Genomic DNA, 12,944 nt, shown 5'->3' on the forward strand with positions numbered 1-12,944 from the left:
CCGTGACCGGGCTGCTGCACTGCGCCCTCCTCCTCACGGATAACAATAGGAATCGGACGAGCAGTCGCCACCTTCGAGGCGAACCTGATGCGGACGATGGCCCTTCGGCCAGTCGACAAAGAACTTTTCATCGAAGGCTATTCCGCCGTTGTCGGCGACATCGAGCTTGACCATCCAGCCGTCGATGCCTTCGGGATAGAACTGCGGATCGATGGCGCCATAGAGCGAGTTGGTGAAATAGACCCGCTTGCCGTCGCGGCTGATCTCCACCATCTGCGGCCCGCCGTTCAGCGCGCCGTTTTTCGCCTTTGGATGGCTCGCGCGCGAAACGATGCCGCCGATCCGCACCCGGCCCGTCTCCTTCGGCGCGAAGGGGTCGGAGACGTCGTACTGGATCATGTCGCCGGTCCCCCAGCAGGAGACGTAGAGGAAGCGGTCGTCCATCGACAGGTCAATGTCGGTGACGAGCGGCGCAACCGCGCTGAACCCTTTCAGCACCGGCGGCAGCAGGTCCGGATCGGCCGGCTCGGCCGGAATCTCGATCACCTTCTTCACGGCCCATCGTTCGCCGTCGCGATACCAGGTCCAGATCGACGCCGAGAGGTCCTTGAGGCTGATGACGCAACCGACGAAGCCATAGGCCTTGGTCGGATCATGGGCCGGGCGCAATTCGAAAACGAGCTGATGCTCCTCGCCAAAATCGATCTCCTGCACATGTTTGCGCTTGTGCAGGTCCCAGAAATGCAACCGGCGTCCGTATTTCGAACCGAGCAGAACCTCGGGAACCAGCCCGTTCTCGAACGTATCCGGCGTGCCCCACTCACTGGTGATCATCGTGTCGTGGCCGAGGTGCCACCAGAAATCATAGGCGAGCTGCTGCGGTCCCCGGTCCATTTCCCATTGTCCGAGCACATCGAAACTCTGATGGTCGAGCAGGAAGATACCGCCCGGCGCCTTGCCGTCGCGATCGGCGAGCGCATTGACGTAGATGCCCTCAGGCCCGCAATGGGTGGTGTGCAGCCTTGAATAGTTGGCCTTCTCGGCGATTTCCGAGGGCTCGATCACCCGCACGATCTTCGGATTGCGCGGGTCCGGCTTGGTGTCGATGATGTGGAGACGCGAAGATCGCAGGCCCGGCACCACCAGATAGCGCCTCTCGACATGCGGATGCGGCGCGTTGGGGCACAGGCACGAAGAGCAGGCGTTCCAGCCGAAATGATGCAACTCGTCGCCGACATTCGGCATCTCGACCTGCCCGACGATCTGCGAATAGCTCGACGACGCCGGATCGACGTCGACGACGGCGATTGCGTCCGGCCGCCTTCGCTCCGGATCGAACGCCGCCACATAGGCGAGCGTCTCCTTTGGAGCCTTGGCCGCCATGCGCGGTGATGGATAGAAGGAAGGATCGGGTCGCCACGTCGCCATTGCCATTCTCCCTTTAGAGAATTCCCGAATGCGCGGTTCCTGATGCAGGCTTTGGTGATGCGGCAAAAACGCGTCGGAAATGCGGCCTTTGCCTTATTTCCTGACGGGACACGTGACGCCAAGGCGGGGCGTGGCTTTATCGCCATTGGCATCGGCTCGGCTGGCGGACTCAGGTCTCGATCTTCAGCTTCATCCTGTCGGCCGCAAACCGGCTGCGGGAATACTCCACCGGCCTACCGTCGAGATCGGCGTTGAGCGACTGGGCTTCGAGCACGATTGCGCCCGGCGAAAGCTTCAGCATCGAAAGCTCCTCCGCGTCGGCGTGCCGGGCGACGATCTCGGTCGAAACACGCACATAATCATCCAGACCGTGCGCGGCGAAGGCCTTGGTGACGGAGTGGAGCCGCTCGAATTCCTCGGCCATGCGTGGAAAGCGATGCGCCGGATAGTAACTCGACGACACAGACAGCGGACGGCCGTCGCCGCTGCTGACGGTCCGAAGCTCGGTCACCGGATCGCCGGGAGAAAGGCCGAGCGCCTTTGCGACCTCGCTCGTTGCCGGCAATTCGGCATGGCCGAGCAGCTGCGTGCCGATCTCCTTCACCTGGTGACCGAGACCTTGCGAGAATCGCGTGCGCTTGGAGATCGGGTAGCTCACCCGCTCCTTGCGCTCGATCATTGTGCCGCGTCCCTGGACGGCGCGAACGAGGCCTTCCTCGGCAAGCGCTGCCAACGCGCTTCGCACCGTATGCCGGTTGACGCCAAACTCTCCGGCAAGCACCGTTTCCGGCGGCACCATGCCGGTCGCGTCATAGTCGCCGTTGCTGATTGCCAGGCGGATCCGGTCGGCAATCTGCCGCCACAAGGCGACGCCCGTCTGGCGCTCCACCACTTTTCGCATTGCCGTGTCTTTTCGCATTGGCATGTCACAAGCCTGTCATTTGCCGCCGTTATGAAAAAGTATAAGATGTATAGTTGTCTAGATCAATAGACATTTGAGGTGAAGATGATGGATGCGAAGCTGAAACAGGAAAGCCCGCCGGATCCGGCGCGCAAGAACGCCATGGGGCTGCTCGCCCGCGCAACGCTCGGCGAGCTCGACGCCGCCTGGGAAGCGCTTGCCGACAAGCCCGAAGTTCATCCGGTCCGCGGTCCGGAAACCGGTCTCGTCATGGTGCGTGGCCGCATCGGCGGCGCCGGCGATCCCTTCAATCTCGGCGAAGCGACGGTGTCGCGTGCCACCATCCGTCTGTCGACCGGCGAAATCGGCCACGGGCAGTTGCTCGGAACCGACAAGGAGCGCGCTCGGCTTGCAGCCATCTTCGATGCGCTTTCCCAGCGTGACGGCAACAGGGCCGAGGTCGAGGCTCTGCTTGGCCGCGTGGCCGAGCGGCTTTCGAAGGAAGAACGCCGCAAGGCCGAAGAGACTGCGGCCACCCGCGTCGACTTTTTCACCATGGTCCGGGGAGACGACTGATGGCCAGCCAATCGCAGATCTACGCAGGCGCCTTCGCCGATCCGGTCTTTGCCGCCCAGTCGGGTTTCCGCCACCTGATGGACGGCTTTGCCCGCCCCGGCACGATCAAGCGCCTCGAGGCGGCGAGCACGCCTCCCGCCCCGCTGGCCTCAGCCGCAGGCGCTGTGGCATTGACCTTGTGCGACCACGACACGCCCGTCTGGCTGACGCCGACGCTCGCCAAATCGGCCGCTCCGCAATGGATCGCCTTTCATACGGGTGCTCAGGTCACCTGCAGCAAGACCGACGCCCGCTTCGCCTTCATCGAAAAGGGTGCCGCCTTCCCCGGTTTCGACCAGTTCTCGCTCGGCACCCAGGAATATCCGGATCGCTCGACGACGCTCGTCATCGAGGTCGAGGCACTGACCGGCGGCCCGGTTCTGACCGCCAAGGGCCCCGGCATCAAGGACGAGACGGATATTGCGGTAAAGGGCCTGCCGGATGTCTTCCTCGAATTCTGGAACGCCAATCGCGCGGTCTTTCCGCGCGGCGTCGATCTCGTGCTGACGGCCGGCGACAAGCTCGTCTGCCTGCCGCGCACCACCCGTCTTTCGCAGAAGGAAGCGTGACCCATGTATGTAGCCGTCAAGGGCGGGGAAGCCGCCATTGCCAATGCCCACCGCCTTCTCGCCGATCGCCGCCGCGGCGATCGCAACCTTCCCTCGATCACCATCGACCAGGTGGTCGAGCAGCTCGGCCTTGCGGTCGACCGGGTGATGGCGGAAGCCTCGCTCTATGACCGTGCGCTCGCAGCCCTTGCCGTCCGTCAGGCGCGCGGCGACATGATCGAGGCGATCTTCATCCTGCGCGCCTATCGCACGACGCTGCCGCGCTTCGGCTATTCCGAGCCCGTCGATACCGCCAGCATGAAGGTCGAGCGCCGCGTGTCGGCGACCTACAAGGATCTGCCCGGCGGCCAGCTTCTCGGACCGACCTTCGACTACACCCACCGCCTGCTCGACCCGTCGCTGATCGCCGACGAAACGGTCGAAGAACCCGCGGTCAAGGAGCCCGGCGAGCATGTGATGCGCGTCTCCGACATTCTCGACGGCGAAGGCCTGATCGAGGGTGACGGCCAGATGCCCGAAGGTCACGTCATGGGCGACCTCACCCGCGAGCCGATGGAGTTTCCGATGGCGCGTGACCTGCGCCTGCAGGCGCTTGCCCGCGGGGATGAAGGCTTCCTGCTGGCGCTCGCCTATTCCACCCAGCGTGGCTACGGCCGCACCCACCCCTTCGTTGGCGAAGTGCGCATCGGCGAGGTGGAGGTCGAGCTCGATCTGCCGGAACTCGGCTTCGCCGTCTCGCTCGGTACGGTCCGCGTCACCGAATGCCAGATGGTCAACCAGTTCATGGGTTCGGCCAAGCAGCCGCCGCAGTTCACCCGCGGCTACGGCCTCGTCTTCGGCCAGAGCGAACGCAAGGCGATGTCGATGTCGCTGGTCGACCGGGCGCTCAGGACCGACGAGTTCAGCGAGGACATCGTCGCTCCCGCCCAGGATCAGGAATTCGTCATTTCGCACGCCGACAACGTCCAGGCGACCGGCTTCGTCGAGCACCTGAAGCTGCCGCACTATGTCGACTTCCAGGCCGAACTCGATCTCGTTCGCCGCATGCGCCGCGACTACGAGGCGGCGAACTCTGGCGAAACGCCGAAGGAACAGCGGGAGGCGGCAGAATGATCGCGCAAGCCGTCTCCTTGGCTGGCGACCGTTCAGTCGCCGCCACCGTCCCCGCCGCCGCAATCGCCGCCGTCACCGGCATAGACACCACCGGCGTCACCCCCGCCGTCGTTCTTGCGCTTTCGGATATCCGGCTCGCGCGCTGGCCGACGAGCAATGCCGAACAGGCCGGCAACCGCGGAACACACGACGAAGATCCCAACCACCCAGACGAAAATCTCGCTCAAATCCTGGCCCCATCAGCGGTCGACACACTCAAGGGTAATCGGCGATGAACGACCTTGCCACCTATAATTTTGCCTACCTGGACGAACAGACGAAGCGCATGATCCGGCGCGCGATCCTGAAGGCGATCGCCATCCCCGGCTACCAGGTTCCTTTTGCGTCGCGTGAAATGCCAATGCCCTATGGCTGGGGCACCGGCGGCGTTCAGGTCACGGCTGCCATCCTCGGCCCGGACGACGTCCTGAAGGTCATCGACCAGGGTGCCGATGACACCACCAACGCGGTTTCGATCCGCGCCTTCTTCCAGAAGGTCGCCAATGTCGCGGTCACCACCCGGACGAAGGAGGCGACGATCATCCAGACGCGCCACCGCATTCCGGAGGAGAAGCTGACCGAAGGCCAGACCCTCGTCTACCAGGTGCCGATCCCGGAGCCGCTGCGTTTCCTCGAACCGCGCGAGACCGAGACACGCAAGATGCATGCGCTCGAGGAATACGGGCTGATGCATGTGAAGCTCTACGAGGACATCGCCCGCAACGGCCATATCGCCACGACCTATGCCTATCCGGTCAAGGTCGAGGGCCGCTACGTGATGGACCCGTCCCCGACGCCGAAGTTCGACAATCCGAAGATGCACATGTCGGAGGCACTGCAGCTGTTCGGCGCCGGCCGCGAAAAGCGGATCTACGCCGTACCGCCCTATACCGACGTGGTCAGCCTCGACTTCGACGATCATCCCTTTGAGATCCAGAGCTTCGACAAGCCCTGCGCGCTTTGCGGCGCCGAAGACGTCTATCTCGACGAGGTGATCCTCGACGACAAGGGCGGGCGCATGTTCGTCTGCTCCGACACCGACCATTGCGAAGACCGCCGCGCCTGCGGCCATCAAGGTCACATGCTCGCCCGAAAGGAAGCCGCAGAATGAGTACGCTCCCGCTCCTGAAAGTGAACGACGTCTCGAAGTTCTACGGAAGCCGCATCGGCTGCCGCAACGTCTCCTTCGATCTCTATGCGGGCGAAGTGCTCGCCATCGTCGGCGAATCCGGCTCGGGCAAGACGACGCTTCTGTCGTGCCTCTCGACCCGGCTGATGCCGACCTCGGGCATCGTCGAATACCACATGCGCGACGGCCAATACCGTGACCTCGCACGCATGGGCGAGGCCGAGCGCCGCTTTCTGATGCGCACCGACTGGGGCTTCGTGCACCAGAACCCGGCCGACGGCCTGCGCATGACCGTGTCTGCCGGCGCCAATGTCGGCGAACGGCTGATGGCCGTCGGCGATCGCCACTACGGCAATATCCGCGCTACCGCCAGCGACTGGCTGCAGCGGGTGGAAATCGGCGTCGACCGCATCGACGACCAGCCGCGCGCCTTTTCCGGCGGCATGCGCCAGCGCCTGCAGATTGCCCGCAATCTCGTCACCTCCCCCCGCCTCGTCTTCATGGACGAGCCGACCGGCGGTCTCGACGTTTCGGTGCAGGCGCGCCTGCTCGATCTGGTGCGCGGCCTCGTGCACGACCTCGGCCTTGCGGCGATCATCGTCACCCACGACCTCGCCGTCGCCCGTCTCCTCTCGCACCGCATGATGGTGATGAAGGACGGCGCCGTCATCGAACAGGGGCTGACCGACCGCGTGCTCGACGATCCGCGCGAGCCCTATACCCAGCTCCTCGTCTCCTCGATCCTGCAGGTGTAAATCATGGCAACTCCCCTCGTTGTTTCCGAAGTCGCAAAAAGCTTCACCATGCACCTGCGTGACGGCGTCCGCCGGCCCGTCGTCGCCAATGTCTCCTTCTCGGTCAAGGCCGGCGAATGCGTCGTTCTCGGCGGCCCCTCCGGCGTCGGCAAGAGTTCGATCCTGAAAATGCTCTACGGCAATTATGGCGTCGACGAAGGCCAGATCCTGATGGATCACGACGGGAAGCTCGTGAACCTCGCGACCGCCGAGCCACGCACCGTGCTTGAAGTCCGGCGCACGACGCTCGGCTATGTCAGCCAGTTCCTGCGGGTCGTGCCGCGCGTCTCCTCCCTCGACATTGTCGCCGAGCCGCTGCAGGCCCGCGGCATGCCGCTCGAAGAGGCACGCACCCACGCGGCCGAGCTCTTAAGCAAGCTGAACCTCCCGCGCGAGCTCTGGGGCCTGCCGCCGGCGACTTTCTCCGGCGGCGAACAGCAGCGCGTCAACATCGCCCGCGGCTTCATCACCGACCACAAGATCCTTTTGCTCGACGAGCCGACCGCTTCGCTCGACGCGAAGAATAGGGCGGTCGTGGTCGAGCTGATCGCCGCGAAGAAGGCCAAGGGCACGGCGCTGATCGGCATCTTCCACGACGAGGAAGTGCGCGACGCCGTTGCCGACCGCATCCTCGACGTCTCGGCCTTCTCGCCCAGAAAGGCTGCCGCATGAGCCAGAAACTCGGGCTCGAGCCCTTCATCCACCCGTCGGCGAGCGTCAGCAATTCGACGCTCGGCCGCTACACCGAGGTCCAGGAGCGCTCGCGGCTCGACGAGGTCGAATTCGGCGACTACTCCTACATCATGCAGGACGGCTCGATCTGGTGCGCGACGATCGGCAAGTTCGTCAATATCGCCGCGGCCGTGCGCATCAACGCCACCAACCATCCGACCTGGCGCGCGACGCTGCACCACTTCACCTACCGCGCGCCCAACTACTGGGACGATACCGAACTCGACCACGACCTCTTCGCCTGGCGGCGGTCGAACCGGGTGACGATCGGCCACGATGTCTGGATCGGCCACGGCGCCACTATCCTGCCGGGCGTCACAGTCGGCAATGGCGCGGTGATCGGCGCCGGCGCAGTCGTCTCGAAGGACGTCGAGCCCTACACCATCGTCGGCGGTGTGCCGGCCAAGCTCATCCGTGCCCGTTTCAACGACGGCATCGGCGAACGCATGGACGCGCTTTCCTGGTGGGACTGGGACCACCAGCGCCTGCGCCGCGCGCTCGACGATTTTCGCGAGCTGACGGCAGAGGAATTTCTGGTGCGTTATGCCTGAGCGACTGAAAAACCAGAGCGCCGGACACAGTTTCGGCGCTCTGGTTGCGGAGAATCAGCTCCTCACGATAGTGATAGTGGTGATGAACAACGCCCAGTTGGCACTGCCACCCAGGAGCAGAACCCGTGAAACGACTTGGCATTGTGTTGCTTGCCGCATGTGCGATTTGCCCGCGAATGACCTATGCCGGAACGACGCCATGCCCGCCGGAAAAATCGCTGTACGCGTTTGACTGGGGCGATGAAGATGGGACGCGTACGGTATTTATGCATCAGGTTGTGCCGCCAACAGAACTGCCGCCTCGCGCAACGGACGTACGCTTCGAAACCTGGCGGAAAGGCAAACTGATTTGGTCAGTTGACGGCGAAATCTATTGCTCCGACGTCGTTCCCATGTGCAACCTGAAGCTCGAAAGTACGGATGGCATGAGGCCGAACGAAGGGCACGAACAATGCGCCTCATTCCCTCTTGCAGTTGAGCAGATCAGAGAAGGAGAGCAGATCGCCTACACGGTGTTTGGGGCACTTACGGCCTATTCCATGGGTTGCGGAAAATACGCAGCTATTCGAGTGCAGGATAAGGACAACCTAAGCGCCTTCGAACGAACCGAGAAGATCTTTCCACTCCCATCGTATGTTCGATTCGAATCCTGCAAAGACTGACGAGACTTGACCCGAACAATCTACGGCCCTACGGCCCGTTCACAAGCCTCAGGATCAGCTGGTGGATATTGCCGCCATCCGTCAGCTCCACCTGGTCGAAGTCGCGGCTGCGCTGGCGCTGCGTCTGCGAGAGCGCACCGAGGCGCTCGGTCATGACGGTCCTGATCTTGCGGCATTTCGGGTCATCTGGAACGCTGAGACCCAGCGTCGCCTGCTCGATCGCGCGCACCATCTCCTTGATGAAGTCGCCGTGCACGAGTTCGTGCTTGCGCACGCCGTCGATGAAGATGTCCCAGTTCTCGCGCGTGCCTGCGGGCAACGGCTTTGCCGGCTTCGGCAGCGTATAGGTGATGATCAGCTTCGGCTTTGCGGTCGTCAGAACACAGGCGCCGCCCTGTACTTCGTATTTCCGCGTCCAGGTCAGCTTGAAATTGGTGTGCGCGATCGCCCTGCCGATCCCGGCTTTCGGACCGCGTTCGCCGATCGACGCGTAGAGCTCGGCACCCGTCTGACCGTTGATGGTGTAGAGCGCCTCCTTCTCGACCGGCTGCCATTCGGCAGATGCGAGCTGCGGCATGGACGCGAGGCAAAGGGCAGCGACGCCCAGGCAAAGGCTTTTGTTCAATCCGAACCCTCGAAGTTCGCCTTTTCGGCGCGCGAATCCTCGCCGCATTCCTTAAACGCGAATCGGCCGATGGCAACAGGTCAAAATACAAAGGCACCGCAGGCCATCTGGGCGCGCGGTGCCTTTGTCGTCCTGTCCGGTCTGTCGGCGCTCCGTTGTGGGAGGTGCAACGGGCCGCGCAACCGACCTTAGTTGACGGCCGTCAGCGTCATCGACGTGCCGGTGGCCGCCAGGTTGAGGCCGATCTGGCCGGTCACGCTGACCGTCTGCAGATGGATCGAACCGGAGGTGCCGCCGACGAGGATGTTGGCACCAATGCCGGCACCAACCGTCGCCTCGGCCGTAGCACCCTGGTAGAGGCCGCCGAGCGAACCGCGGTGGTAGCCGGCCGTCGGTGCGAACACGGCCCAGATCAGGCGGCTCTGCGTCGTGAAGCCGACATCGACACCCATCTTGCGGATGGCGCCGGAATAATGGTCGGACGCTTCGGCGCCCATGGTCGAGCGGAAGACGCAGTCGACTTCCTTGGCGGACCCGAGCACATAGCCGACGCCGCCAGCGATGTTGCAATCGAGATAGCCGATCTTGACGCCGTTGCTGGTGTCGGGCTCAGGCTGCGGTTGAACTGTCGCGAGATCGGCTGCGTTTGCGGCGATCGCGCCAGCGAGAACCAGAGACGCTGCGGACACCTTTACGGCAAAACTCTTTTTCATTCTTGTCTCCTTCTCGGAACGTCAGAAATGATTGTCATTTGACCGGCGGCACACGAACTCAAGCACATAGCGCACGCTGCAGGAGAGCAAAGCCATAGCTCGCGATCGGGCAATTCCGTGGCAAGCCTTTAGCAGATGATAAAATTGGTCGGGTTTCCCCAACAATGCTGCAGATTGTGTTGAAAAAGCCACGGAAAAGCGCGCCAGCAGCGTCTTACCGATCCCCAGCGGGCACGCGGCTTGGGACGGCGGCGCTGGTTGGCGCGGAACTGGCGGTCACGCGGAGCAAGAATTTCCGATCGGGCGACGGCGCCGCCCGATCGCAGGAGATGGCGACACTTAGGCCTTTGCGGCCTGGGCCAGGAAGCCGCCGGCAACACGCGCCGTCAGTGCCAGCGAGACGGCGCCGGCGTCCGGATGGCCGATGCTCTTTTCGGCGAGCGGCCGGGCGCGGCCGAGCTTCGGCGTCAGGCTCGACGTTGCCTCGGCGGCGTCGGTCGCAGCCTTGGCAGCGGCCTGCCACGCCGCGATCAACGGTTTTCCGGCGGCAAATTCCCGCTCCAGGGTTTCCACGAAAGGCACCAGCGCATCGACCAGAGTCTTGTCGCCGACACGGGCGCGGCCAAGGCGTGTGACGCCATCGAGCGCACGGCGTGCGCCGTCGACGATGGCCGCCTCGGTCGGGGCTGCATCGTCGTTGAAGGCATTGCTCCAGGCGCGCAGCAACAGACCCCAGATCGCGCCCGACGTGCCGCCGGCCCGATCGGCCCAGGCGTCACCCGCCACAGCCAGAACGCTTGCAGCGCCTGCGCCGACCGCGACAGCCGCCCTTGCCGCTTCGTCGGCCGCCGCCGAACCGCGGCGCATGCCCTGTCCGTGGTCGCCGTCACCGGCAAAGGCGTCGATGCGGCCGAGTTCGTCTTCCGCCTGCTTCAAGCTTTCCGCGACTTCGGCGATCAGCCGAGCGATGCACTTCCCGCTTTGACGGGAGTCCTCGGAGGCAGGGGCGAAGGAAATGGCGTCGTCGTCATCCGTGAGCGTATCGGTCGCGGGTTCCGTCGCGATGATCGCACCTTTGCGCAGCACCGGCGCATCGCAGGCCGCGCGCCAGTAGGTCTCAAGCTCTTCGTCTAGCCACATCAGCGTCAGCGAGCAGCCCTGCATGTCCAAGCTGGTGACGAACTCGCCGCATTCCGGATCGACGATTTCGAGACCCGCCGCCTTCAGTTCCTTCTCGATCGCGACCCAGAGCACGAAGAGTTCTTCATACTTCGTCGAACCCAGGCCGTTGAGGAGCGGTGCAACCTTGTGAACGTCGGCCGGACGTTCGGCAAGCAGCTTTCCGACCAGAAGTTTGGCCAGTTCGCTCGCCGAAACCGTTTTCTCCTCGCGGATGCCCGGCTCGCCGTGGATGCCGAGACCCAGCGCCATCTCGCCCTTCGGAACTGTGAAGAGCGGCGCCTTGGCACCCGGAAGCGTGCAGCCGCCGAAGGCGACGCCGAAGGACACGGTGCGGTCGTTGGCAAGACGGGTGATACGCTCGACGTCATCGAGACCGAGGCCCGCTTCCGCCGCCGCACCGGCGATCTTGAAGACGACGAGGTCACCGGCGATGCCGCGGCGCTTGGCCGGCGTTTCGGCGGACGCACTGGCGACGTCATCGGTTACCGGCACGATGCGCACGTCGATGCCCTCGGCGCGCAGGCGCTCGGCGGCAACGCCGAAGTTCAAGACGTCGCCGGCATAGTTGCCGAAGCCGAGCAGCACGCCGCCTCCCTGATCGGCCAGCCGGCAGACACGGGCAACCGCTGCGGTCGAGGGCGAGGCGAAGACATCACCGGCGACCGCCGCATCGGCCATGCCCGGGCCGACATAACCGGCAAAGGCCGGATAGTGACCGGAGCCACCGCCGACGACGACGGCGACCTTGCCCTTCGGCACCTTGGTCGAGCGCACGACCCCGCCCTTCACGAGACGGACATTGCGCGCGTAGATCGAGCTGAAGCCGGCAAGCGCGGTCGTCGCAAACTCTTCCGGTGCGTCAAAGATTGTGGTCATCGCGTCTCTTCCCTTAGTCGCGAGGCAGAATACGCCTCAGATAGTCCCGATTGGCGGCGCTGACGGAGAGGCCGTCGCCACCGTAATGTTCGCAGAGGAACGGGCTGTCGAAGCCATGCGCCAATGCCATGCGGATCGCCGCGCGGTAGTTGATGACGCCGAATTCCAGCGGCGCCGGATGCGTAACCACCAGGCCCGAGGTCTCATCCTCGGTGCGGTAGTAGTTCTTGACGTGCCAGTATTTGGCGAAGGGCGCAACCTTCGCCATCATCGGCTGCCAGTGCTCAACCGGGCGGTGAAGGCGCACGAGATTGCCGAGATCGGCGTTGATGCCGACATTCGGCAAGCCGACATCGGTGACGAAGCGCACTGCGCTGTCGGCCGAGCCGATATAGGTGTCCTCATACATTTCGAGCGCCAGCTCGATGCCGAGTTCCTCCGCATGCCGGCCGAGTTCGCGGATACGCTCGACCGCTTGTCTCCAGACCGCCGGATCGTCCGGGTTCTTGACGCCGTCGACGGTCCAGAACCAGAGCGCCTTCTTCTGTGCCTCGGTCAGCGGCCCGAAGAAGCCGAAGGAAACAGAGCCGGCGCCGATCGCTGCGGCGGTATCGATAACCCGGTGGCCGTAGGCCAGATATTCGTCACCATGGTCCGGATCGATGACACTGCGGCGCGCGGTCGAGATCGCCGGCATGGAAAGGCCGAGCTCGCGCGTCAGCCTGACGAAGTCATCGCGCCGCGCGGTCGAGAGATCGGCGAGCCGGATCCAGCTGTCGGTCGGGTCGAGCTCGGTGAAGCCCGCATCGACGACATCGGCCAGCGTCTCGGCCCATTGTTCGACCGACTGATCCTGTACCGAGCTGCCGTCGGCAAGCATGTTGGGATATTGGATCATCGCAGCCGCGATCGGCCAGGTGTCACGGGTCCATTTGCGCGTTGGGTTCGCCATGGTTTTCCTCACTCCATTTGCGACGCAGTTTCGAATGGAAACCGCGCCGCGCTATTGCGGGTG

At 64.0% G+C, this 12,944-nt stretch carries 15 protein-coding genes; 9 read left to right on the top strand and 6 right to left on the bottom strand.

Annotated features, from left to right (window positions below; genetic code table 11):
• Window positions 1-33: 33 nt before the first annotated feature.
• Together C1A35_RS32095 and phnF are read right to left on the bottom strand one after the other, a co-directional pair.
• Window positions 34-1,428: a selenium-binding family protein gene (locus C1A35_RS32095; protein WP_104668287.1), complete on the bottom strand. Its 1,395-nt coding sequence runs from the start codon at window positions 1,426-1,428 to the stop codon at window positions 34-36.
• A gap of 169 nt (window positions 1,429-1,597) precedes the next feature.
• Entirely contained in the window at window positions 1,598-2,329 is a 732-nt protein-coding gene (gene phnF, locus C1A35_RS32100) for a phosphonate metabolism transcriptional regulator PhnF (protein ID WP_104668288.1), read from the bottom strand.
• Window positions 2,330-2,437: 108 nt separating this feature from the next.
• Between phnF and phnG the strand changes: the two genes are divergently transcribed.
• From phnG to C1A35_RS32145, 9 genes are all read left to right on the top strand, one after another.
• The gene (gene phnG, locus C1A35_RS32105; protein ID WP_104668289.1) at window positions 2,438-2,905 is read left to right on the top strand and encodes a phosphonate C-P lyase system protein PhnG; all 468 of its coding nucleotides are present in this window, start codon (window positions 2,438-2,440) and stop codon (window positions 2,903-2,905) included.
• Window positions 2,905-3,513 carry a phosphonate C-P lyase system protein PhnH gene (gene phnH / locus C1A35_RS32110; protein WP_104668290.1) on the top strand — a complete coding sequence of 203 codons (609 nt, stop codon included), beginning with the start codon at window positions 2,905-2,907 and terminating at the stop codon, window positions 3,511-3,513. Before phnG ends, phnH begins: the two co-directional genes overlap by 1 nt.
• 3 nt (window positions 3,514-3,516) lie before the next feature.
• Entirely contained in the window at window positions 3,517-4,626 is a 1,110-nt protein-coding gene (locus C1A35_RS32115; protein WP_104668291.1) for a carbon-phosphorus lyase complex subunit PhnI, read from the top strand.
• On the top strand, window positions 4,623-4,901 hold the full coding sequence (locus C1A35_RS32120; RefSeq protein WP_104668292.1) for a hypothetical protein: 279 nt from the start codon (window positions 4,623-4,625) through the stop codon (window positions 4,899-4,901). Before C1A35_RS32115 ends, C1A35_RS32120 begins: the two co-directional genes overlap by 4 nt.
• Window positions 4,898-5,776, top strand: a complete 879-nt coding sequence (locus C1A35_RS32125; RefSeq protein WP_104668293.1) for an alpha-D-ribose 1-methylphosphonate 5-phosphate C-P-lyase PhnJ — start codon at window positions 4,898-4,900, stop codon at window positions 5,774-5,776. The genes C1A35_RS32120 and C1A35_RS32125 overlap by 4 nt, the downstream gene beginning before the upstream one ends.
• Window positions 5,773-6,549 (top strand): phosphonate C-P lyase system protein PhnK, encoded by a 777-nt coding sequence (phnK, locus tag C1A35_RS32130; protein WP_104668294.1) that lies wholly within the window; start codon window positions 5,773-5,775, stop codon window positions 6,547-6,549. The genes C1A35_RS32125 and phnK overlap by 4 nt, the downstream gene beginning before the upstream one ends.
• 3 nt (window positions 6,550-6,552) lie before the next feature.
• The gene (gene phnL / locus C1A35_RS32135) at window positions 6,553-7,260 is read left to right on the top strand and encodes a phosphonate C-P lyase system protein PhnL (RefSeq protein ID WP_104668295.1); all 708 of its coding nucleotides are present in this window, start codon (window positions 6,553-6,555) and stop codon (window positions 7,258-7,260) included.
• The gene (locus C1A35_RS32140; RefSeq protein ID WP_104668296.1) at window positions 7,257-7,871 is read left to right on the top strand and encodes a DapH/DapD/GlmU-related protein; all 615 of its coding nucleotides are present in this window, start codon (window positions 7,257-7,259) and stop codon (window positions 7,869-7,871) included. The genes phnL and C1A35_RS32140 overlap by 4 nt, the downstream gene beginning before the upstream one ends.
• Before the next feature lie 125 nt (window positions 7,872-7,996).
• The gene (locus C1A35_RS32145; protein ID WP_158665220.1) at window positions 7,997-8,533 is read left to right on the top strand and encodes a hypothetical protein; all 537 of its coding nucleotides are present in this window, start codon (window positions 7,997-7,999) and stop codon (window positions 8,531-8,533) included.
• 28 nt (window positions 8,534-8,561) lie between these two features.
• On the opposite strand, the gene C1A35_RS32150 is transcribed toward C1A35_RS32145, so the two are convergent.
• The 4 genes from C1A35_RS32150 to C1A35_RS32165 form a co-directional block, all read right to left on the bottom strand.
• On the bottom strand, window positions 8,562-9,110 hold the full coding sequence (locus C1A35_RS32150; protein ID WP_234823095.1) for a DUF922 domain-containing Zn-dependent protease: 549 nt from the start codon (window positions 9,108-9,110) through the stop codon (window positions 8,562-8,564).
• Window positions 9,111-9,346: 236 nt separating this feature from the next.
• Entirely contained in the window at window positions 9,347-9,871 is a 525-nt protein-coding gene (locus C1A35_RS32155; protein WP_065773756.1) for a DUF992 domain-containing protein, read from the bottom strand.
• Window positions 9,872-10,210: 339 nt separating this feature from the next.
• On the bottom strand, window positions 10,211-11,929 hold the full coding sequence (locus tag C1A35_RS32160) for a dihydroxyacetone kinase family protein (protein ID WP_104668299.1): 1,719 nt from the start codon (window positions 11,927-11,929) through the stop codon (window positions 10,211-10,213).
• Window positions 11,930-11,942: 13 nt separating this feature from the next.
• On the bottom strand, window positions 11,943-12,881 hold the full coding sequence (locus C1A35_RS32165) for a sugar phosphate isomerase/epimerase family protein (RefSeq protein WP_104668300.1): 939 nt from the start codon (window positions 12,879-12,881) through the stop codon (window positions 11,943-11,945).
• Between the last annotated feature and the right edge of the window lie 63 nt (window positions 12,882-12,944).

Origin of the sequence: Ensifer adhaerens (assembly GCF_002940685.1) — a bacterium.
Taxonomy (GTDB): domain Bacteria; phylum Pseudomonadota; class Alphaproteobacteria; order Rhizobiales; family Rhizobiaceae; genus Ensifer; species Ensifer adhaerens_E.